The following is a 20,127-nucleotide window of genomic DNA, read 5'->3' on the forward strand; positions in this document are numbered from 1 at the left end:
AGGATATGAAATTCACCCGCCGGGCCCTGCTGATGGCGGGTGGCGGGGCGCTGGCCTTTACGGGCCTGAGTGCACGCCTGTATTCGCTGCAGGTGCTTGAGGGCGAACGCTATCGCCTCCTGTCCGAGGACAACCAGTTCAATTTCCGCCTGGTCCCGCCCTCGCGTGGCCGCATTCTCGATCGGTTCGGCGCCCTGCTGGCGGATAACCGCGACAGTTTCCGCGTCCTGATCGTGCCGGAACAGGCGGGCGATATCGCCGCTGCGCTCGACCGGCTCGCGCGCTTCATGCCGCTGAGCGACCATGAGCGCGAGCGCGTCCTGCGTGCGGCCAGCCGCGGTGCCCGCTTCAATGCCATTACCGTCGCCGAGGATCTCGACTGGCAGACCTTCTCGGCCATCAATCTCAATGCGCCCGAGCTGGCCGGCATGGCGCCGGATGTCGGCGAGGTGCGCTCCTATCCCTATGCGGCGGCCTTTGCGCATGTCGTGGGTTATGTGCAGGCCCCCAATGAGGATGACCTCGCGAACGAAACGCGTGAAGCCGAGCGGCTTCTGCGCCACCCGGGCTTCCGGGTCGGCAAGACCGGGGTCGAGATCGCCCGCGAGCGCGACCTGCGCGGCTCGGCCGGTGCCCTGAAAATCGAGGTCAATGCCGTTGGCCGCGTGATCCGCGAATTGCCCGAACAGTCGACCTCGCCGCAGCAGGGGCATGACGTGGTCATGACCCTGGATGCCGACATCCAGCAATATGCCTATGAGCGGCTCGGGCAGGACAGCGCCTCGGCGGTCGTGATCGACGTCAATAGTGGCGAGTTGATAGCCCTGGTCTCTGCGCCCAGCTTTGATCCCAACCTGTTTGTCGGCGGCATTTCCAGCGCCGACTTTGCCGGTCTGCGCAATAATGATCACCGGCCGCTGTTCCAGAAGTCGATCCAGGGCACCTATCCGCCGGGCTCGACCTTCAAGGCGGTCTCGGCTGCCGCAGCGATCGAGCACAATGTTTTCCGGCCCAATGAGACGGTGCATTGCAGTGGCTCGGTGCGGCTGGGCAATCGCGAATTCCATTGCTGGCGCCGTCAGGGCCATGGCGCCGTCAACCTGCGCACCGCGCTGAAGACCTCCTGTGACATCTTCTTCTACGAAGCGGCGGCCCGGCTCGGGATCGACCGGCTGGATGCGATGGGCCAGCGCTTCGGGATCGGCCAGCAATTTGATATCGGCATTTCCGGCGTCGCGCGGGGCAATATGCCCAACCCGGCCTGGAAACGGGCGCAGCGCAATGAGGGCTGGTCGACGGGCGACAGCTACAACACCGTGATCGGGCAGGGCTCGATGCTCGCCTCGCCCTTGCAGCTGGCCGTGATGACGGCGCGCGTGGCCTCTGGCCGTGCGATCGAGCCGACGCTTTACCGCAATGCCATGGCACCGCCGGCGCCGCATGTCGGCCTGCGCGACGAGACCCTGACCCGCGTGCGCGATGCGCTGCGCGCGGCGGCCGAGGAGCCGGGCGGCACCTCCTTTTCGCTGGGCGGTCTGGGCATTGATGGCATTGAAATGGCCGGCAAGACCGGTACGGCGCAGGTCTATTCGATCTCTGCAGCGGAACGCGAATCCGGTGTTCGCACCCAGCTCGACCTGCCCTGGCGGCTGCGCGATCACGGCCTGTTCGTTTGCTATGCACCCGCGGACGAGCCGAAATACGCCGTCGCGGTCGTGGTTGAGCATGGCGGCGGCTCCAGCGCGGCAACGCGGCCGGCACGCGATATCCTGCGCCGGGTCGTGGCGCGCGATCCATCCAGCCGGCCCGGTGTCTTCGCCGATCTGGGCAATCTGCCGGGGAGGGGTGCCTGATGGCCGTCTTCCGTGAAAGCGTCCCGCGCGACCTGCCGGGCAAGCTGATGGAGCTCAACTGGTCGCTGGTTCTGCTCCTGGTCCTGCTGGGCGCAGCCGGCGTCGGCATGCTCTACTCGGTCGGCGGTGGTTCCTGGGAACCCTGGGCGGCGCGCCATGCGATGCGCTTCGCGGTCGGTTTCGCCGGCATGCTTGTGATCGCGATGTTTCCACCGCGCTTCTGGATGGGGGTGGCCTATCCGATCTATGTGGTCGCCCTGGTCTTGCTGGTCGGCGCTGAAGTCTTCGGCGCAACGGTCAATGGCTCGCAGCGCTGGCTGGATATCGGCCCGATCCGGCTGCAGCCTTCCGAGATCATGAAGATCGCGCTCGTCTTCGCGCTGGCCCGGTTCTACCACGACCTCCCGACTGACCGGGTGTCACGTCTGGGCGGGCTGCTTGTACCGGCGGCGCTGATCGGCATTCCCGCGATGCTGATCCTGAAACAGCCCGATCTCGGCACCACCCTGCTGCTGGTCGCGACCGGCGGCGCGGTCGTCTTCCTGGCCGGGTTGAGCTGGAAAGTGATCGTGCCCGGCGTGATCGCGGGCATTGCCGGGGGGATCGGTTTCTTCACCTACGGGCTCGAGGACTATCAGCGCCAGCGCATCATGACGATGTTCAGTCCCGATTCCGACCCGCTCGGTGCGGGCTACCAGATCCTGCAGTCCAAGATCGCGCTCGGTTCCGGCGGCTTTACCGGCAAGGGCTTCATGGAGGGCACCCAGTCTCAGCTCGACTATCTGCCCGAGAAGCAGACCGACTTCATCTTCACGATTCTGGGCGAGGAATTCGGTTTTGTCGGCGGGCTGGTGATCCTGACGGTCTACGCCCTGGTACTGGCCAATACCGTGGCGATTGCGACCAGTTGCAAATCGACCTTCCTGCGCCTGATGACGATGGGGGTGGCGACCACGTTCGGCCTGTATGTGATCATCAATGTCGGCATGGTGATGGGGACCTTGCCGGTGGTGGGGGTGCCGCTGCCGATGATTTCCTACGGCGGCACGGTGATGCTGGCGGTGCTGGCGGGCTTCGGGCTGATTCTCGGGGCGCACATTCACCGCAATGCCGAACCGCCGCGCGGGGTCGGCCTGTTCGGCTGAGGGGTTTCATTGGATACGCACGCTTGACCCGGCAGGAGGGTTGGGGAAGTGTGCGCGTTAATCAATAGCCGCCGAGGCGCTCAAGCGCCGGGCATCAGGGGAGAGTTTCATGGCAGCAGCGCTCGCGGGTACGCACGCCCATTGGTCGTCGCGTTTTGCATTCATCATGGCCGCGGTGGGTTCCGCCGTCGGGCTGGGCAATCTCTGGCGTTTTCCGTTCATGACGGGTCAGAATGGCGGATCGGCCTTCGTGCTGATCTATATCGGCTGTGTCATCCTGTTTGCCCTGCCGGTCCTGATGGCCGAGCTGGCGATCGGCCGCCACGCGCAGCAATCCGCGATCACCTCGACGCGCAAGATGGCGATCGAGGCCGGCAAGTCCGGCAAGTGGTCGGTGGTCGGCTGGGTGTGTACCGCCGCCGGTTTCCTGGTGCTGACGACCTATAGCGTCATCGCCGGCCAGGTGATGGCCTTCTCGGCGGCCGGTTTCGCCGGTGGTTTCGCCGAACCCGATGGCGCGACGATGTTTTACGACAACGACAGCATCAAGATGTTCTGGCACTTCCTGTTCATGACGCTGACGGTCCTGATCGTCTCGCGTGGCCTCAAGGGCGGGATCGAACGCGTCGCCACTATCCTGATGCCGCTCTTCTTCATCGTTCTGATCGGCCTGACGATCTATTCCATGACGAATGGTGCCGCCGGGGCAGCCCTGAGCTATCTGTTCGCGCCCGATTTCAGCGCCGTGACCGGTCAGACCTTCATCGCCGCACTCGGCCAGGCCTTCTTCTCGGTCAGCGTCGCCTCGGCAATCATGATCACCTATGGCTCCTATCTGCCGCGGGATTCCAATATCGGCTCTTCGGCCGTCCTGATCGTCTCCGCCGACACAATGGTGGCGCTGATTGCCGGTTTGATGATCTTCCCGATCGTCTTCCTGGTGGGCATGGATCCGGCTGCAGGCCTCGGCCTCATTTTCACCGCCCTGCCGGAAGTGTTCTCGGGCATGCCGGCCGGTAATTTCATCGGCGGGGCCTTCTTCGCCCTGGCCTTCATCGCAGCCCTGACCTCGTCCATCTCCCTGCTGGAGGCCACCGTTGCCTTCATCGAGGAGAATGCGAGCTTCGGCCGCACGATGACCGCCTGCCTGCTGGGTGGTTTTGCCTTCATGATCGGTGCGGGCGCGGTGTATTCCGAGGCCTTCGCCGGCGGCTTTGTCGACGTGCTTTCCGGCCAGATCCTGTTGCCGCTCGGCGGTTTCCTGGTCGCGGTCTTCGCCGGCTGGGTGATCCCGAAATCCCTGATGCGGACCGAATTGTCCCATGCATCGCCGGGCCTGTTCGCCTTCTTCCATTTTGCCGTGCGCTATATCGTGCCGGTGGCGATCGGGGCCATTCTGGTCCTTGGCCTCGACGACCGCTTCAATGCCGGCCGGATCGGCGCCATGGTCGGCCTCGGCTGACCGGCTCCGCGTCGCGGATCCAGATACGCATATCAGGGGCCTCGCCAGCGCAATTCGCCGGCGGGGCCTTTTGCTGTCTGAGGCCCGCTGGCGGTCAATTCTTCCGCTTGACCGCCCTGTGTGCTTGGAGGAAATCTGTCGCCGTTGAAACAATAGCTCCGGCTGGATCAGCCCCGAGCGATAGGGGGTTCCATGGCAGCAGCGCCCACAGATTCACATGCGCATTGGTCGTCGCGGTTCGGGTTCCTGATGGCCGCCATCGGGTCTTCGGTGGGACTGGGGAATTTCTGGCGCTTTCCGTATACGGCCGGCGAAAACGGCGGCGCAGCCTTCATCCTGATATATGTCGCCTGCGTCCTGCTGATCGGATTTCCGGTGCTGATGGCCGAGCTTTCCGTGGGCCGCTACGGGCAGCGATCCGCCATCGGATCCGTTGAAAAGCTCGCCTCGGACAATGGCTCGCCACCCCTGTGGAGCGCGCTCGGCTGGATCGGCATGATCGGCGGCATTTTCGTACTGTGCTTCTATTCGGTCGTTGCGGGCTGGGTCTCGGCCTATATCGCCAAGATGTTCACGGGCGAGCTGACGGGGCAGTCTCCCGAGGCGATCGCTGCAGCCTTCGGCAGCTTCACTGCCGATTCCTACACCGTGCTGTTCTGGCATTCCCTGTTCAGCTTCATCACGATTTTCGTTGTCTCGCGGGGCATCACCGGCGGGATCGAAAAGGCCTCGTCCATCCTGATGCCGCTCTTCTTCATCATGCTGCTGGGCATGGTGGTCTATGCGATGATGGCCGGCGATGCCGGCGCAGCCCTCAACTACCTGTTCGCGGCCGATTTCAGCGCCGTGCGGCCGGCCACCTTCCTGGCGGCTGTGGGGCAGGCCTTTTTCTCGATCGGGCTGGGGTCGGGGATCATGATCACCTATGGCTCCTATCTCGACAAGACAGCCAATATCGGCCAGTCGGCGGGCATTATCGCGTTTGCCGATACTGCGGTGGCGATGATCGCCGGCCTCGCCATCTTCCCCTTCGTCTTCGCCTTTACAGCGCTTGAGCCGAACGCCGGTCCGGCGCTCTTCTTCCAGGCCCTGCCTTCGGCGTTCGCGGCGATGCCCGGCGGCAATCTGGCTGGCGCGATCTTCTTCACTCTGGCTCTGATCGCGGCACTCACCTCCTCGATCTCGCTGCTGCAGGCGGTCGTCGCCTGGGCCGAGGAGAATTCCGGCCTTGGCCGCAGCACCATCGCCTGGGTGTTCGGCGGTTTCATCTGGCTGGTCGGGGTCGGCGTCGTGTTCTCGATGTCCTTCTTCGACTTCCTCGACTTCCTGTCGGGCAGCATTGCCCTGCCACTGGCCGGGCTGTTGATCGCCGTCTTCATGGGCTGGGTGGTCAGGCGCGAGATCGCCAGATCCCAGCTTTCGCACGCCTCGCCGCTGCTGTTCGGCTTCTTCCGCTTCTCGATGCGCTTCCTGGCACCGGTCGCGCTGACGCTGATCCTGGTTCTCGGGCTTGATGACAAGTTTGGCTGGGGGCTGACGCCGCTGCTGTTTGGTGGCTAGCTGAACTGATCCGCGAAACTGTCGGTGGCGCGGACCAGACCGTCGACAATGCCCGGCTCGCCGGCGGCATGACCGGCGTCGGGAATGAGGCGGAGCCTGGCCCGTGACCATTCGCGCGCAAGGCTCCAGGCCGTCTGCGGCGGCGTCACCACATCATAGCGGCCCTGGATGATGATGCCGGGCAGGTGCTTGAAGCGCGGCACGCTGTCGAGCAGGGCGCCATCATGCTCGAGAAATCCCTTGTGCGCGAAGTAATGCGTTTCCATCCGCGCGAGCGCATCGGCCCGCATCGGATCGGCCAGCGGCGCATCGGGCTGGCCGGCCAGGCTGATCAGCGCGCTCTCCCAGCGGGACCAGGCCAGCGCGTCGGGCCGCCGGCGGGTGATGTCCGGCTCCAGCAGGCGCTCGTAATAGGCCTTGATCACATCCTCACGCTCGGCGGTGCTGAGCGAGCCGACCAGCTGATCCCAGGCGTCCGGGAAGAGCATGTTGGCACCGCGGCGATAGAACCAGTCGAGTTCGAGCTGGCGGCACAGGAAGACGCCGCGCAGGATCAGGCCGAGGCAATGATCGGCGTGTTCGCGCGCATAGGCGACGGCGAGAGTCGCCCCCCAGGAGCCGCCGAAAATCACCGCCTTGTCGATGCCGAGCGCGGTGCGGATGCGTTCGATGTCGCCGACGAGGTGGGCCGTGGTATTGGCGTTCAGCTCGCCATGCGGGGTCGAGCGGCCGCAACCGCGCTGGTCAAACAGGATGATGCGATAGCGCGCCGGGTCGAAGAAACGGCGCAGCGCCGGCGAGATTCCGCCGCCCGGACCGCCGTGCAGGGCGATGACCGGCAGACCGTCGGCGCGGCCGCACTCCTCGATATAGAGCTCATGCCCGTCACCGACATCCAGCCGCGAGGCGCGATAGGGCCGGATCGGCGGGTAGAGCTGGCGGCGTGAGTAGGCGGTATCCATCGCATCCATCTGTCGTTAGGGCGTCATCAATATAATATTGCATAGCTTCTCACGCCTACTCACTATATCTTCCACAGCTATTGGGGCTGGCTTTGTGTTTGGGAACCATCATTTGATGCGTCGTTTTCAGGGTGTCATGGCAGCAGTGTGCGCGTGCGGATTGATCTCCGCCTGTGCCAGCGATCCGATTTCCCTTGTTGGAACAGATGCTTCCGAGATCAGTCTGCGCTCGAATCCGCTGCAGGCCGACCTTCTCGATGCCGCCCAGGCGCTTGAAACCACCTATCGCGACAATGCCTGGGCCGGGACATCCGGTGCCATGGAGGCCGCGCGTGGCTGGATGGACCGGCTGACCGGGCGGTCTGAAACCCCCGCTGCCCCCGCCGTACCTGTCGTTTCTGCCGGACAGGCCTATGTCGAACACCGTCAGTTCCTTGTCATCGATGCGCGCGAGGCCGGCGAGGCCTTCGTTGCTGATGTCGAGCAGGCGGTGATGCTGGCGCGGCATCTGGACCAGGCGGCGCGCGCTGTCACCCTGCAGCCCACAGCGTTCCGCCGGGCGGCCTTGACCCGTGACCTCAATGATGTCGAAACCGCCATTGGCCTGACCCGTGAAGCGGTGGACACGTTCGATGCCGCCGTGGAGCTGCTGTCAGAGCGGGTCTCGGAGACCGATATTGCGGCCGTGAATTCCAGCCGCGACCAGTTGGCCTTCCTGTCCGAGAGCCTGCGCGACCGGGCCGACGAGCTGGCGCGCATGCGGCGCGACCTGCGCAATCTGCCGCCTTTCAGCTGATGCTTGATCCCGATACCGTCAAAGGCTTTCTCGACCCGCTCGAGGGAGAGGCCCTGGCCGCGCTGGCACGTGAGGCCGGCCGTTTGGGACCCGTGCTGGAGATCGGCTCCTATTGCGGGAAATCGGCGCTTTATCTCGGGCCAGCCGCGCGCGAGGCCGGAAGCCTTCTCTACACGCTCGACCATCATCGCGGCTCGGAGGAACACCAGGCCGGCGAGGAATATCACGACCCCGAACTCTTCAATGCCGAACTGGGCGCCGTCGAGACGCTGCCGGCCCTGCGCAGCACGCTGTTCCGCGCCGGGCTGGAGGATTGTGTCGTGCCGCTGGTCGGACGCTCCGCGCTGATTGCCGCCCACTGGACCACGCCGCTCGGCATGGTCTTCATCGATGGCGGACATTCAATGGAAGCAGCGCTGGCGGATTATCGCGGCTGGAGCGGCAAGCTGGTCGCCGGCGGCATACTGGCGATCCACGATGTCTTCCCCGACCCGGCCGATGGCGGCCGTCCGCCCTATGAAATCTGGAAACTGGCGGTGGCGTCGGGTCTCTACGAGACCGTCAATCGCGTCGGGACGCTGGAAGTTCTGCGCCGCCTCGCTTGAGCGGAAACTCCGGCACCGCATTGCGCACCAGAAGCGCCGATCCCTTGCTCAGCCCCAGAACCGCATCGGCGGCCAATACCATGGCCCCGGCCGTCCATGACGGGCGTTCATAGGGCCAGATGACCCCTTCCTCGAACTGCCAGCCCATCCAGTAACCGCCATCTTTCGCAGCAAGGGGTGACAGGTCGGCCAGCAGGGCCCGGGCCTGATCGCTCTTGCCGACCGACATGCAGGCCAGTGCCAGTTCCGCCGTCTCTGCGGCCGTGACCCAGGGCTCGTCGGCAACACAGCGGCAGCCCAGCCCCGGTTCGACGAAATCGGTCCAGCGGGCATAGAGGCGGGCGCGGCCGGTTTCGGCGGACAGCACACCGGCGAGGACAGGATAATACCAGTCCATCGCATAGCGGCGGCGGTCGATCCCGGTGCGGTCAAAGCGGGAATCATTCTCGCGCAGGGCCGCGCCGAGACGTTGGCGCGCCGTCATCCATTCGCGATCATCATGGCCGAGCATGCGTGCGATCTGGACGGCGCATTCCAGCGCCTTGTAGAGGCTGGCATTGCCGGCTCGCAGCGAATCCAGCGCCGTCATCTGCTCGCCCTCATCGGGTGCACGCCAGACGATATCGCCATGGCGGGTCTGATGGCTCAGCACCCAGTCCATGGCCTTGCGCAATTGCGGCCAGTAGCGCGCCAGCGCCGAAGCGTCGTCGAGCGCCAGCACCGAGCGCAACAGGGTGACTGCGGCGTAGCCGGAAAAATTGGTGTCACGGGCGGTTTCCGGCGTGCCGGGCACCAGGCGGCGATTGGCATCGTCGAGCGGCACCGAGGCACCGAGGTCACCGCGCCAGCCGCCATCGGCGTCCTGGCGTTCGAACAGGGCATCCAAGGCCCGCCGTGTCGCGGTCTCACGGCCGGCAATCGCCAGCGCCATGGCACTCTCGCCATGATTCCATGCGTCCCAGATCCCCGCCTCGATCCACGGGATCGAGCCGTCGGCGCGCTGCAGGCGCTCGATGTGATCAGCGCAGGCGGCGATGTCGACGCGTTTGGACATTCAGCCCACCTTCCGGAAATACATCACGACGGATTTGCCCATCACCGGCGCCAGCAACCATTCCAGCGTCTGTGTCAGGGCTGGCTTCTCCATCAGGTCCCATTCGAGGAACTTGCGGTAGAGGCGCACCGCGGTGCTGGTTTCGCGCGTCTCCCACAGGGCGCATTGCAGCCACCAATAGGGGCTGTGCAGCCCATGGGCCCAATGGCGCTTGAACGGGGCAAAGCCCTGTTTGCGCACCTGGTCACGCAGGGCCTTGGTGCGGAAGATGCGGACATGGCCGCCCGGCGTATTGTGATATTCGGTCGAGAGCTTCCAGCAAATCGCTTCAGGCCAGTAGCGCGGCACCGAGGCGGCGAAAATCCCGTCGGGCTTGAGGATGCGCGCGATCTCGGCGAGCACGGCATCCGGATCGGGCACATGCTCGAGCACTTCGGAACACAGCACCCGGTCGAAACTGTTGTCCGGGAAGGGCAGACGCGCCGCATCGCCGGCGCTGAGCACGGCACTGCGAAGCGGCGAGTGCGGCTCGGGTGGTGGCAGTTCGAAAAACCCGTCCAGTGCAGCCTTGACCTCGCCATGGGACAGGTCGACGCCGACAACTTCCAGCGGGACCTCGTTCCAGTACAGGGCGTGCAAATGCCGGCCCCGGCCGCAGCCAAGATCGAGCACACGCATGCCCGGTTGCAGGTCCATTTCTTCCAGTCGCATGGTCAGCATCAGGCGTTCGGGCTCCGCTCGGCGAGGGCTTCGGCATAGAGCCGCGAGGCCGCCATGGCATGGCGCGACCAGTTGAATTCCTTTTGTGCCCGTTCACTGGCCCGGGCGCCGAGGCGGCGGGCCTCCTCGGGATTGTCGAGCAGGCGGGCAAGGTCCTGGGCCAGGCTGGCCGCATCGCCGGCGATCGAGACCAGTCCGGCATCGCCGACGACTTCCGGCAGGGCGCCGCCATTGCTGGCCGCGACGGCTGCACCGCAGGCCATCGCCTCGGCGGCGGGAAAGCCGAAGCCCTCGAAGCGCGCCGGGCAGGCGACGATATGGGCGCGGCGATAGAGCTGGGCGATGGCGTCGCGCGTCAGGTTGGAACTGGTCGTGACACGGCTGCTGAGGCCGTGAGCGGCGAGGGCCTGTTTGGCAGGGCCGTCGCGCAGTGTGCCGATAATGTGCAGGCGGGCCAGTGGCCGCGCCGCGGCGACCCGGGCGAGGGCATCGATCAACACATCCAGCCCCTTGATCGGCGCATCGGCGCTGGCGGTGGTAACGATCAGGCCAGGCTCCGGCTCCACCGTCGGGTCGGGGCGGAAGATCTCGTGATCGATACCATTGAAGGCGACGCGGACATGGGCCGGGTCGACGCCATAACGGGCTGCATGGCTGTCGCTGGCGGCCTGGGATACAGCGAGCAGGCGCGGCAGTTTGCGCGCCGTACGCGCCTGCATGCCGATGAAACGGTACCAGCGCCGCGTCAGCGCCAGTTCCCACCACTTGCCGCCGGCGGCGAGGGCGTAATCGCGGTCAATCGCGATCGGATGGTGGATGGTGGTGATGACGGGCAGGCGGCGGTCAATGCGCAGGAAGGGCGTCGCCAGGGTCTGGTTGTCGTGCACGACATCAAAGCGGTCGCCCTCGCGAGCCAGGAAGTTTTCAAGGCGGCGGGCAAAGGCATAGAGTTCGCCAAAGGCGCCGCTATTGTGCGCGAGCCATTCGGACATGTCGGCCCAGGAGCGCAGGTGCCGCGGTCGCAGGGCGAGGAAGGCATTCTCTTCGGCGAACAGGTCGAGTGAGGGCAGCTTGATCAGCTCGATGCCCTCATCGAGTTCCGGGTAGGGCGGACCCGATGCGACCGAAACGGTGTGACCGAGATTGCGCAGGCTGCGCGTCAGCTCACGGATATACACGCCCTGGCCGCCGACATGCGGGTTGGAGCGATAGCCGGTGACCAGCACCCTCAAGGGACGGATTTGTGCCGTATCAACACTGTCCTCCGCACCGTGCAATACCGCGGCGTCCGCATCCATGAATGGTTGTTCCCTGCTTCAATCTGGCGGCGAACCTATAGAAGTGAACACTGTTCGCCAAGCGCATCATGCCTATGCAGGAACAGTGGCACGGGTTATGGGCAACGGGCATCAGAGGATTGAAATGTTCAGAACGCCCGGATTTCGTTTTGCCACCTATTACGGGGCTTTCTACCTCACCCTGGGGGCCTTCCTGCCTTACTTCCCCAAATGGCTGGAAGGGCGGGATCTGAGTGCGGAATGGATTGGCTGGATCGTCGCGGCCGGGCTGGCCGGACGGACGCTGGTTTCGCCACTAGGCGCGCGCTGGGCCGACAATGCGCGGCGCAATCGCGATCCGATCCTGTTGTTTGCCCTCGCGGCGACCCTCGTCTTTGCCCTGCATTTTCCCGTGTCCTCGCCCTGGATATTGCTGGTGCTGTCCTTCCTGTCCGGCGCGGTGCTGTTCGGGCAGATCCCGGTCATCGATGCCTTCGCCCTGCGCCAGGCACGCGATGGACTGTTCGTATTCGGGCCGGTGCGGGCGATCGGTTCGGTGATGTTCATCATCAGCAATTTCGCCGTCGGAGCCCTGATCGACTGGCGTGGCAGCGAGACCATCCTGCTCTGCATCATCGGCGGCTCGATCGCGATCTCTGTTGCGGCGGCACGATTGCCGGCGGGCGAGCGTGCGCCGCATCCACCTGCCCAGGAGGCCGACATCACGGCGCTGCGCCGGCTGCTGGCGGGACCGTTCGGCCTGGCGCTGGCGGCCTCGGCCCTGATCCAGGGCGGCCATGGCTTCTACTACGCTTTCTCGGCTGTCGCCTGGTCGGCCCAGGGCTATGCCGACCTGACCATCGGGGCCCTGTGGGCCAGCGGTGTCGCGGTCGAGATCGTGTTTCTGTGGGTGTCGGGGCGCGGCTGGCTCGGACGGCTCAGCCCGGCGGCATTGCTGATCATCGGCGGAGCCGGTTCGATCGTGCGCTGGGGGCTGACGGCGCTGGCGCCGCCGCTCTGGGCGCTGTTCGCCCTGCAATGCCTGCACGCCCTGAGCTTCGCGGCCACCTATCTCGGCTTCCTGCGCTATGCCGCACATTCGGTGCCCGACCGGTTTGCCGCGACTGGTCAGGCGATCAATTCGGCCCTGGCTGGCGGTGTCGTGATGGCGATTGCCTCGGCAGTGTCGGGATATTTCTTTGCGCGGCTTGGAACTACAGGTTTTGCGATCATGATTCTGCCCGCCGCAGCTGGCCTGGCCGCGGCTTTGCTGTTGAGCCGCAATTCGGCACTCCCTCGCGCGGGCAAAATCGACTAGGCTCCCGGTTATGAGGGGTAATCCAGCGATAGCCGCGAATGGTGCGACCGTGGTTTTGCGCGAAGATGCGGGCAAAACCATTATCGAGGCCCATGGCGACTGGACGATCGATACGATCGGCCGCGTCGATGCGCCCATTCGCCAGGTTGAAGCCAGCGTCGAGCCTGACAAGATCGTCATCGACCTGTCCCACCTTGGACGCCTCGACACGTCAGGCGCCTATATGCTGGGCCGCGCCACGCGCCGCTGCGGCATCCCCGACGGGGATTTCCACTATATCGGCGAACATCCGACAGCGCGGCGGCTGATCGAGGAAATCCGGCAACGCACCCAGGTCTGCCCGCCCGAGACGCCGCCGGGCTTCGGCTTTGGCAATGCGCTGGGCCGGATCGGGGCAGGGCTTGAAGCGGCCCTGTCCGAGACGGTCGAGACCATCGGCTTCTTCGGCCAGACGATCACGACCGGCCTGCGTACACTGGTTCGTCCGTCGAGCTTCCGTCTGACCTCGGCGATCTGGGCCATGGAAGAGGTTGGCGTCAATGCGATGCCGATCGTGGCAGTCCTGTCCTTCTTCATCGGTTCCGTTGTCGCCTATATGGGCGCCAACCTGCTGGCCGATTTCGGCTTTGCCATTTTCAGCGTCGAACTGATCGGCATCTCGGTGTTGCGCGAATTTGCCGTGCTGATCACCGCGATCCTGCTGGCGGGCCGGTCCGACTCGGCCTTCACGGCCTCGATCGGGGCCATGAAAATGCAGCAGGAGATCGACGCCATGCGGGTGCTCGGTCTCGATCCGTTCGAGGTGCTGGTCCTGCCGCGCGTGGTCGCTTGCGTGCTGATGGCACCGCTGCTGACCTTCGCGGCCATGATTACCGGCATTTTCGGCGGCATGCTGGTGGCGTGGAGCGCCCAGGATATCTCGCCGGCCGTCTTCATTGCGCGGATCCATTCCGAGCTGGACTGGAGCCATTTCTGGGTCGGGATGTCGAAGGCGCCTGTCTTCGGGTTGGTGGTGGCGATCATCGGCTGCCGTCAGGGCATGAAGGTCGCTGGCGATGTTGAATCCCTCGGCCGCCGCGTTACCGCCTCGGTGGTGCAGTCGATCTTCATCGTCATCGTGATCGAGGCGCTGTTCGCGATGATGTATCTGGAGCTGGGCATATGAGTGAAGATGTCCTCATCTCCATTCGGGGTCTGTGCACCGGTTTTGGCCGTCATGTCGTGCACGATCATCTCGATCTCGACATCCGCCGCGGTGAGATTCTCGGCCTGGTTGGCGGTTCCGGCACGGGCAAGACCGTGCTGATGAACGCCATCCTCGGCCTGCAGAAATATACTGACGGCGATATCCTGTTCAAAGGCCGGGCCTTTTCCGAGATGAAGGAGTCCGAGCGCCGCGAGATCGAGAGCCGCTGGGGCGTCCTGTTCCAGAACGGCGCCCTGTTCACCTCGCTCACCGTGCTCGAAAATGTCATGGCGCCGCTACGAGAGCATGTCGACATGTCGATTCCGCTGATGGAGGAGATTGCCGGGATGAAGCTCGGCCTGGCCGGGCTCGATTCCTCGACCTTCGACCGCTTTCCCTCCGAACTGTCCGGGGGCATGCGCAAACGGGTCGCCCTGGCGCGGGCGCTGGCGTTGGACCCGGATATCCTGTTTCTCGACGAACCGACGGCCGGGCTTGACCCGATCGGCGCGGCGGCCTTCGACGGCCTCATCCTGGAATTGTCGCGCGCCCTCGATTTGACCGTATTGATGATCACTCACGACCTCGACAGCCTCTATGCCATCTGTGACCGAATTGCCGTACTCGCGGACAAACGTGTCGCGGCGGTTGCGCCACTGGAGGCCTTGATGCGAAACCCACATCCGTGGATCCAGGAATATTTCCACGGACCGCGCGGTCGCACTGCGACCGTCGGCAAGGAGAGCTAGACGATGGAAACCAAGGCACATCACGTTCTGGTCGGCCTGTTCGCGCTGATCCTGATCGCGGGCGGCGGCATTTTCGCGGTCTGGCTCGGCAAGGTCTCCTTCGACGAGGACTACGCCTTTTACGATGTCGTCTTCGAAGGTCCGGTGCGCGGCTTGCGCGAATCCGCCGAAGTCCGCTTCAATGGTATCCAGGTCGGTGAGGTGACCTCGCTCGGGCTGGACGGCCAGAGCCGGGTGATTGCGCGCGTTCGCGTGCTGGCCCAGACGCCGGTCCGCGTCGACTCCTATGCCCAACTTGAGCCGCAGGGCCTGACAGGGCTGTCCTATATCCTGATTTCCGGCGGGGCTCCCGATGCCCAGCGCCTGCTCAGTCCGGCCAGCCGGCAGCCGCCGCGCATCTTCGCGCGCCGGGCGCAGCTTGAAGGTCTGGTTGAGGGGTCCGAAGACGTGCTCGACGCCGCGCAGCTGACCCTGATCCGGCTCTCGGAATTGCTCAGCGACCAGAATGTCGAGGAATTCTCGGCGACCCTGGTCAATTTGCGTGAGATCACGGACCGGGTGAATGCCGAGCAATCGCTGGTCGAGGATATGCGCTCGGCGATTGGCCGGATCGACACGGCGGCGTCCGACATTTCCTCGGCTGCGGTCTCCCTGCAGGAGTTCGGGGTTACCGCCGAGGCCTTCCTGACCAACGAGATGGCCACGGCCGTCAATGAAACCACCGCCGCCGCGATTGCGGTCAACCAGGCGGCGACCGACACGACCGGTCTTATCCAGGCAATCCAGCCTTCGCTGGAATCCTTTGCCCAGGACGGTCTGGAAGATCTGACGCAGGCTGCGGGTGATCTGAACCGGCTGGTCGACTCGCTCGAACGCAGCGCGTCTGAATTTGAAAACAATCCCGGCGCCTTTGTCGCCGGTTCGCCCCGTCAAACGGTAGAGGTGCCGCAATGAGACACGTCGTTTCGATCAAGATGGCGCTGGTGGCGCTGAGCGCATTGTCGGTTTCGGCCTGTGTCTCCCTGCTGCCGGAAACAACGCCCTCGGCGGTCTATCGTCTGTCTTCACCTGAAGCGCGCGCCTGGACCGGTGAGTGCTGGACCGTTGTCGAGGTTGTACCGCCCCTCGCGCCACGCGGTCTGGCCGGTGACGAAATCGCGCTGCAGATGGCCGATGGTCATATTGCCTATATGGCAGCGGCGCGCTGGATCTCTCCCGCTCCGCGCGTGATGCAGAACCTGATCGTCGACACTTTCAACGCCACCGATTCCCGCCTGGCGCCGGCATTGCCGGAAGATGGTGTGCGCGCCGATTATGAATTGCGCCTCAGCCTTGATGAGTTCGAAGCCGTCTACGATCAGGGTGACAACCGGGCCCCGCTGGTGCGCGTACGCCTGTCGACACGGCTGGTGGCCGCGCGCGGCCGGCGCTTTGTCGGCTCAACGGTTCTGGTTGGCGAAGTCCGGGCATCAAGCAATCGCATCGGTGCGATTGTCGCGGCCTTCGACCAGGCCTCGATCCAGGTGAGCCGCGAGCTGGCCGACTGGACCGCAGCGCAGACCGCGCCCTGATCCGGCTTGCTTCAGAAGCAGCCCCGGACGGGTGCCGAAGCTGAACTCAGCTTTCGTCCTTGTCACGCTTGCCGGGACGCCGGGATTTGGGTGTCTCTTCCGTTGAGGCGCTGTCGGCGTCTTCCGGCGGCATGCTCGAGAGCAAATCCTTCCAGCGCCAGCCCGGCTCGCTTGCCTGACGGCCACCGCGTTCGGGGAAGCCGACACTGTTCTCGACAGCGCGTGGCGCCGCGCGGCGGGGTTGGCTGCCGGTGAGCGGGGTGTTCATTTCCTCGCTGATTTCCGGCGCCTCGGCCTGTGCGGCATCGTCTTCAACGGGCTTGCGCTTTCGGCCGGCCAGCGGGTCGGGCAGCTCATTGCTGCCTAGGTCCGGCACACGCCGCCCACCAGCGACGGAACCCATGCGCAACATGAAGTCGCTGAGCAATTCGTAATTCTGGCGGATGCGCGCCTGGAAGGCGGCATCGATTTCCTGGGATTCTTCGGCTGCGACCATGGCGGCGGCATTGAGCCCTTCCAGACCGCGCCGCAGGGCGTCAGCGGCTTCCTGGGCGCGTTCGCGTGCCATCACCGGCAGTTCGGCCAGACGGTCGGTCATGCTGTCGATATGACGCTCGACATTCTGGGTCTCGACCCGGGCCGATGCCAGCACGGCCTCGAGCCGGCGTTTCACCGCCTCGGCCGCCTCGTCGGCAACCTGCGATGCGCGCGCGGTCAGCTTGTCGGCCTCGGCGAGGCGTTGCTGGAAGGCGTCATCAGAGCGCTGTGCCGCATTGAAGGCGATCTCGTTGGAATGCTCGACCTTCTGCGTCACCGCATCGGCCTGCGCCTCGATTGCCTCGATCGCAGCCTCAGAGATCGATTTGGCTTCCTGGGCAGCGGCGACCAGCCGGGCCAGTGCGGCCTCGTGCTCGCGTGCGGCGTATTCGGATTCCGATCGCACGCGGCCGGCCAGGCTGTGGGCCCGTTCAAGGGCTTCATCGACCGATTTCTTGAAGGCCGCGGCGCCATTGGTTGAGGCCGAGGTGAGGGCATCGGCTCCGTCGCGTGCCGTCGTTGCCATGACTTCAAGCTCGGCACGATGGAAGTCGAGCGCAGCGGCGATCTTCTCCTGCTCCTTGCGCAGGGCCTCGCCGGCTTCGCTGAGCCGGCTGCGATGCTTGACATAGGCGGCATCGAGATCATCCGAGCGGCCCTTGAGGGTGTCGGACAATTCATGGAGATGCGCCGTGCGTTCGGACAGTTTGGTGGCGACGATATTGGAACGCTCGGTGACGGAATCGCCGGCGTCCTGCAGGCTTTCGACGCTGGCAAGAATGCGGCGGCCGCTATCGCTGGCCTGGTTGGAGGCAAGCTCGGCTGCAGCGGCGACCATCTTGGACTGGTCGGAGATCGCCGCGGCGATCAGCGCGGCCTTGTCGTCGAGGGATTCGGAAACCTCGCCGAGGCGCAGGCGTTCCTTGCGCAGCCCCTTGAGCAACTCCTCGGTGCGATCGCGGGCATCGGTGGCCGAGAGTTCAAGGGATTCCGCGTGATGGCTGATGACTTCTTCCATCGCGGCCAGACGGGCGAGGGCGCTTTCCAGCGCCGAATTGATGCGATCCACCTCGCCGGTGACGGCCTGGGACAGGGTCTGGACCTCGTGGCGCGCGTAATGGGCCGGCTCGGACAGGCGGCGGATGGCGCGTTCGACGCGGCGGGTATTGTGGGCATTGCGCACGACTTCGCGCGCCATGAGACCGCTCATGATGAACAGCAGAGCCGGGGCGATGGCGAAGACGGCCAGGCCGGTCAATTGCCCGAAACCGTATTGTCCAAGGCGTTCCAGCGACTGTACGCCCAGCGCGCCCCAGATGAAGGCGGTAGCGCCACCGACCCAGAGCAGGGCAAAACTGTTGGCCAGCCAGATCAGCCATGCGCCACCGGGGTGTTCTCCCGCAAGTGCCGCCTCGCGAGGCTCGACGTCCGGCGATTCGGCGGCCGCGACCGGCGCGGCGCTCGCGGCGACAGCCTGTTCGGCCTGTTGCTCAGCCAATTCGAATTCGGCGAGATGGACTGATTTTTCTAGCGTTTTATCGGTCATATTGCGCTCTATCGGGCCGTGAAACGTGATCGCTCCCGGACGGGGTATGCGGACAGATGGGCTCAAGAGAGCCATTCTGGCAGATGATAGCCGCAGACGCGCGCAATCGACACAGATAATCTATGCGAAATGGATGTTTGGCTGCGGTGAGCGGCCCCGGTGGGGCGGCGGGCTAGCCGTTATAGTGGTCCGATGGTGTGACAAAGACCGGCGTGGCGTCGCGGATCAGGAGCTCGGACCCGGCCAGACAATCACCGCTCGACACCTGCATGCCCAGGCTTTTGTCGGCCGCAGCGGCGGGTTGCCAGACGATGACCTGGCGCAGCTCGGTCGGTTCGGAGCTGAGGCAGGGTTGGGGCGGGGAATAGACGATGCCAAGGACCGACAGGGCCGCCACGGCGAACCACTCGATCAGGGAGACCAGTAACTGGATCATGACGTATTCGCACCCCAAGGCGTTTCCGCATGCGTGATTGAGTTATGAATATTATTGAGACTCGATACAATTCCCCAAACCGGGCAAGGTCGTGAAATCTTCGTAAGAATATGGCGGAAACCGGGCGAATTCGCCTCTGGGGAGCAAAAATGCCGGAACATGCGCCATCCCTTCGTCATCACACCCTGGACGCGTTGCGCGGTTTTGCCGTGCTGGCCATGCTCGCCGTCAATGTCCAGCTCTTCGCCATGGTCTGGATTGCGGCTGATATTCCCGGCCTGCAGACCGACTTCTCCGGCTGGGGCAATCGAGCGGTCTGGCTGGTCACCCAGAGCCTGATCTCGCAATCGGGCACGACGCTGTTCATCACCCTGTTCGGCGCCGCCCTGGTCCTGAGCGCTCAGGCGGCACGGCAGAACCCGGTGCGGCAATGGCCGCGCCTGAGCTGGTTGCTCTTGCTGGGCCTGCTGCACGCCTATCTGTTCTGGTATGGCGACATGCTGGTCCCGCTCGCCCTGGTGGCGATGATCGTCGTGGCCGCCAATGGCATGACACTGCGCGGCCTGTGGGGGCTCGGACTGGGGCTGATCGGCTTTACCGGCTTGATGCTTCTGGCGGGCAGTGCGATCGGCGGACTGATCGGTTCGCGGATCACGGCGGCCGAGGCGATGGGGTTCAATCCCGATGCCATAGCCGGAATCGAGGCGCTCTACCGCACCGGGTTTCTCGCCCGGCTCGGCTACAATATGAGCATCGCGCTGCAGTCGGAAATGATGCAGATCGTGTTCATGAGCGGGCGCATTGCGGGGTGCATGCTGTTGGGGATGGCCGGATTGCGCAGCGGCTTCCTGACCGGACAATGGCCGGTCCGGCACTACGCCTGGATCGCGGCTGTCGCGCTGGCGCTCGGCGTCCTGTTGTGCCTTGCCGGTGCCTGGAACGCCCTGGCCTCGGACTTCTCGCCCGCAGGCGTGCTGCAGAACCGGGTGGCGCAATATTTCGGCAGCCTGATCCTGGCGCTGGGCTATGCGGCGGCTTTCATGCTGGCGGCGAAACTGGATATCGCGGGCGCCGCGCGTGCGGCGCTGGCGGCGGTCGGTCGGATGCCGATCAGCAACTACCTCTTTCAGACCCTGGTGATGACATGGCTGTTCACCGGTTTTCCCGGACTGGGCCAGTTTGGTCAGATCGACAGGCTGGGCCAGGCGCTCATCGTGCTGTCGGTCTGGGTGGCCCAGGTGTTTGGTTCGATCTTCTGGCTGCAGCGCTACCGCTATGGTCCGGTGGAATGGCTGTGGCGCTCGCTCGCGGTCGGCCGGGCGCAGGCCTGGCGGCTCCAGCGCCCCTGAA

18 protein-coding genes are annotated in these 20,127 nt (G+C 64.8%); 12 read left to right on the plus strand and 6 right to left on the minus strand.

All coding sequences use genetic code 11. The features are described 5' to 3' along the window. Positions 1-5: 5 nt before the first annotated feature. From mrdA to ACN0YF_RS04725, 4 genes are all read left to right on the plus strand, one after another. A complete protein-coding gene (mrdA, locus tag ACN0YF_RS04710; protein ID WP_417482224.1) occupies positions 6-1,853 on the plus strand; it encodes a penicillin-binding protein 2 in 1,848 nt (615 codons plus the stop codon). Then, positions 1,853-2,998: a rod shape-determining protein RodA gene (gene rodA, locus ACN0YF_RS04715; protein WP_417482223.1), complete on the plus strand. Its 1,146-nt coding sequence runs from the start codon at positions 1,853-1,855 to the stop codon at positions 2,996-2,998. Before mrdA ends, rodA begins: the two co-directional genes overlap by 1 nt. A 109-nt stretch (positions 2,999-3,107) precedes the next feature. After that, the gene (locus tag ACN0YF_RS04720) at positions 3,108-4,460 is read left to right on the plus strand and encodes a sodium-dependent transporter (protein ID WP_417482222.1); all 1,353 of its coding nucleotides are present in this window, start codon (positions 3,108-3,110) and stop codon (positions 4,458-4,460) included. 192 nt (positions 4,461-4,652) lie between these two features. Further along, positions 4,653-6,020 carry a sodium-dependent transporter gene (locus ACN0YF_RS04725; protein ID WP_417493535.1) on the plus strand — a complete coding sequence of 456 codons (1,368 nt, stop codon included), beginning with the start codon at positions 4,653-4,655 and terminating at the stop codon, positions 6,018-6,020. Here the strand turns inward: ACN0YF_RS04725 and pip are convergent. Then, positions 6,017-6,982, minus strand: coding sequence for a prolyl aminopeptidase (pip, locus tag ACN0YF_RS04730; protein WP_417493536.1), 966 nt, complete (start codon positions 6,980-6,982; stop codon positions 6,017-6,019). The genes ACN0YF_RS04725 and pip overlap by 4 nt on opposite strands. Positions 6,983-7,097: 115 nt before the next feature. Here pip and ACN0YF_RS04735 point away from each other — a divergent pair, with 115 nt between their 5' ends. Together ACN0YF_RS04735 and ACN0YF_RS04740 are read left to right on the plus strand one after the other, a co-directional pair. Next, the gene (locus tag ACN0YF_RS04735) at positions 7,098-7,778 is read left to right on the plus strand and encodes a hypothetical protein (RefSeq protein WP_417493537.1); all 681 of its coding nucleotides are present in this window, start codon (positions 7,098-7,100) and stop codon (positions 7,776-7,778) included. Next, positions 7,778-8,383, plus strand: a complete 606-nt coding sequence (locus ACN0YF_RS04740) for a class I SAM-dependent methyltransferase (RefSeq protein WP_417493538.1) — start codon at positions 7,778-7,780, stop codon at positions 8,381-8,383. The genes ACN0YF_RS04735 and ACN0YF_RS04740 overlap by 1 nt, the downstream gene beginning before the upstream one ends. On the opposite strand, the gene ACN0YF_RS04745 is transcribed toward ACN0YF_RS04740, so the two are convergent. From ACN0YF_RS04745 to ACN0YF_RS04755, 3 genes are read right to left on the minus strand one after another with little or no spacing between them, the layout of a single operon-like run. After that, positions 8,340-9,437 carry a hypothetical protein gene (locus ACN0YF_RS04745; protein ID WP_417493539.1) on the minus strand — a complete coding sequence of 366 codons (1,098 nt, stop codon included), beginning with the start codon at positions 9,435-9,437 and terminating at the stop codon, positions 8,340-8,342. The genes ACN0YF_RS04740 and ACN0YF_RS04745 overlap by 44 nt on opposite strands. Beyond that, positions 9,438-10,157, minus strand: a complete 720-nt coding sequence (locus ACN0YF_RS04750; RefSeq protein ID WP_417482216.1) for a class I SAM-dependent methyltransferase — start codon at positions 10,155-10,157, stop codon at positions 9,438-9,440. Then, a complete protein-coding gene (locus tag ACN0YF_RS04755) occupies positions 10,157-11,455 on the minus strand; it encodes a glycosyltransferase family 4 protein (protein ID WP_417493540.1) in 1,299 nt (432 codons plus the stop codon). Before ACN0YF_RS04755 ends, ACN0YF_RS04750 begins: the two co-directional genes overlap by 1 nt. A gap of 124 nt (positions 11,456-11,579) precedes the next feature. Between ACN0YF_RS04755 and ACN0YF_RS04760 the strand changes: the two genes are divergently transcribed. Genes ACN0YF_RS04760 through ACN0YF_RS04780 form a run of 5 tightly spaced genes read left to right on the plus strand, consistent with a single transcriptional unit; the run spans position 11,580 to position 16,258 of the window. Next, on the plus strand, positions 11,580-12,752 hold the full coding sequence (locus ACN0YF_RS04760; protein ID WP_417482214.1) for an MFS transporter: 1,173 nt from the start codon (positions 11,580-11,582) through the stop codon (positions 12,750-12,752). A gap of 10 nt (positions 12,753-12,762) precedes the next feature. Beyond that, positions 12,763-13,917 (plus strand): MlaE family lipid ABC transporter permease subunit, encoded by a 1,155-nt coding sequence (locus ACN0YF_RS04765; protein ID WP_417493541.1) that lies wholly within the window; start codon positions 12,763-12,765, stop codon positions 13,915-13,917. Next, entirely contained in the window at positions 13,914-14,687 is a 774-nt protein-coding gene (locus ACN0YF_RS04770; RefSeq protein WP_417482212.1) for an ABC transporter ATP-binding protein, read from the plus strand. Before ACN0YF_RS04765 ends, ACN0YF_RS04770 begins: the two co-directional genes overlap by 4 nt. A gap of 3 nt (positions 14,688-14,690) precedes the next feature. Further along, positions 14,691-15,641 (plus strand): MlaD family protein, encoded by a 951-nt coding sequence (locus ACN0YF_RS04775; RefSeq protein ID WP_417482211.1) that lies wholly within the window; start codon positions 14,691-14,693, stop codon positions 15,639-15,641. Beyond that, on the plus strand, positions 15,638-16,258 hold the full coding sequence (locus ACN0YF_RS04780; protein ID WP_417493542.1) for an ABC-type transport auxiliary lipoprotein family protein: 621 nt from the start codon (positions 15,638-15,640) through the stop codon (positions 16,256-16,258). The genes ACN0YF_RS04775 and ACN0YF_RS04780 overlap by 4 nt, the downstream gene beginning before the upstream one ends. A 46-nt stretch (positions 16,259-16,304) precedes the next feature. Here the strand turns inward: ACN0YF_RS04780 and ACN0YF_RS04785 are convergent, their stop codons facing one another. Together ACN0YF_RS04785 and ACN0YF_RS04790 are read right to left on the minus strand one after the other, a co-directional pair. Further along, positions 16,305-18,341 (minus strand): hypothetical protein, encoded by a 2,037-nt coding sequence (locus ACN0YF_RS04785; RefSeq protein ID WP_417493543.1) that lies wholly within the window; start codon positions 18,339-18,341, stop codon positions 16,305-16,307. Positions 18,342-18,513: 172 nt separating this feature from the next. Next, complete coding sequence (locus ACN0YF_RS04790; RefSeq protein WP_417493544.1) at positions 18,514-18,777, minus strand: hypothetical protein; 264 nt, start codon at positions 18,775-18,777, stop codon at positions 18,514-18,516. A 149-nt stretch (positions 18,778-18,926) separates the two neighbouring features. On the opposite strand from ACN0YF_RS04790, the gene ACN0YF_RS04795 reads away from it, so the two are divergent. Then, positions 18,927-20,126 carry a DUF418 domain-containing protein gene (locus ACN0YF_RS04795; RefSeq protein WP_417493545.1) on the plus strand — a complete coding sequence of 400 codons (1,200 nt, stop codon included), beginning with the start codon at positions 18,927-18,929 and terminating at the stop codon, positions 20,124-20,126. The last annotated feature ends 1 nt before the right edge of the window (position 20,127 follow it).

Origin of the sequence: Maricaulis sp. (genome assembly GCF_048270265.1) — a bacterium.
Taxonomy (GTDB): Bacteria; Pseudomonadota; Alphaproteobacteria; order Caulobacterales; family Maricaulaceae; genus Maricaulis.

Bases quoted from the DNA above. Each gene is read 5' to 3' on its own strand.
- ACN0YF_RS04765 (WP_417493541.1), top strand. From the start codon at position 12,763: ATGAGGGGTAATCCAGCGATAGCCGCGAATGGTGCGACCGTGGTTTTG.
- ACN0YF_RS04735 (WP_417493537.1), top strand. From the start codon at position 7,098: ATGCGTCGTTTTCAGGGTGTCATGGCAGCAGTGTGCGCGTGCGGATTG.
- ACN0YF_RS04770 (WP_417482212.1), top strand. From the start codon at position 13,914: ATGAGTGAAGATGTCCTCATCTCCATTCGGGGTCTGTGCACCGGTTTT.
- ACN0YF_RS04760 (WP_417482214.1), top strand. From the start codon at position 11,580: ATGTTCAGAACGCCCGGATTTCGTTTTGCCACCTATTACGGGGCTTTC.
- rodA (WP_417482223.1), top strand. From the start codon at position 1,853: ATGGCCGTCTTCCGTGAAAGCGTCCCGCGCGACCTGCCGGGCAAGCTG.
- ACN0YF_RS04790 (WP_417493544.1), bottom strand. From the start codon at position 18,777: ATGATCCAGTTACTGGTCTCCCTGATCGAGTGGTTCGCCGTGGCGGCC.
- ACN0YF_RS04785 (WP_417493543.1), bottom strand. From the start codon at position 18,341: ATGACCGATAAAACGCTAGAAAAATCAGTCCATCTCGCCGAATTCGAA.
- pip (WP_417493536.1), bottom strand. From the start codon at position 6,982: ATGGATACCGCCTACTCACGCCGCCAGCTCTACCCGCCGATCCGGCCC.
- ACN0YF_RS04725 (WP_417493535.1), top strand. From the start codon at position 4,653: ATGGCAGCAGCGCCCACAGATTCACATGCGCATTGGTCGTCGCGGTTC.
- ACN0YF_RS04780 (WP_417493542.1), top strand. From the start codon at position 15,638: ATGAGACACGTCGTTTCGATCAAGATGGCGCTGGTGGCGCTGAGCGCA.
- ACN0YF_RS04755 (WP_417493540.1), bottom strand. From the start codon at position 11,455: ATGGATGCGGACGCCGCGGTATTGCACGGTGCGGAGGACAGTGTTGAT.
- mrdA (WP_417482224.1), top strand. From the start codon at position 6: ATGAAATTCACCCGCCGGGCCCTGCTGATGGCGGGTGGCGGGGCGCTG.
- ACN0YF_RS04775 (WP_417482211.1), top strand. From the start codon at position 14,691: ATGGAAACCAAGGCACATCACGTTCTGGTCGGCCTGTTCGCGCTGATC.
- ACN0YF_RS04740 (WP_417493538.1), top strand. From the start codon at position 7,778: ATGCTTGATCCCGATACCGTCAAAGGCTTTCTCGACCCGCTCGAGGGA.
- ACN0YF_RS04750 (WP_417482216.1), bottom strand. From the start codon at position 10,157: ATGCTGACCATGCGACTGGAAGAAATGGACCTGCAACCGGGCATGCGT.
- ACN0YF_RS04720 (WP_417482222.1), top strand. From the start codon at position 3,108: ATGGCAGCAGCGCTCGCGGGTACGCACGCCCATTGGTCGTCGCGTTTT.
- ACN0YF_RS04795 (WP_417493545.1), top strand. From the start codon at position 18,927: ATGCCGGAACATGCGCCATCCCTTCGTCATCACACCCTGGACGCGTTG.
- ACN0YF_RS04745 (WP_417493539.1), bottom strand. From the start codon at position 9,437: ATGTCCAAACGCGTCGACATCGCCGCCTGCGCTGATCACATCGAGCGC.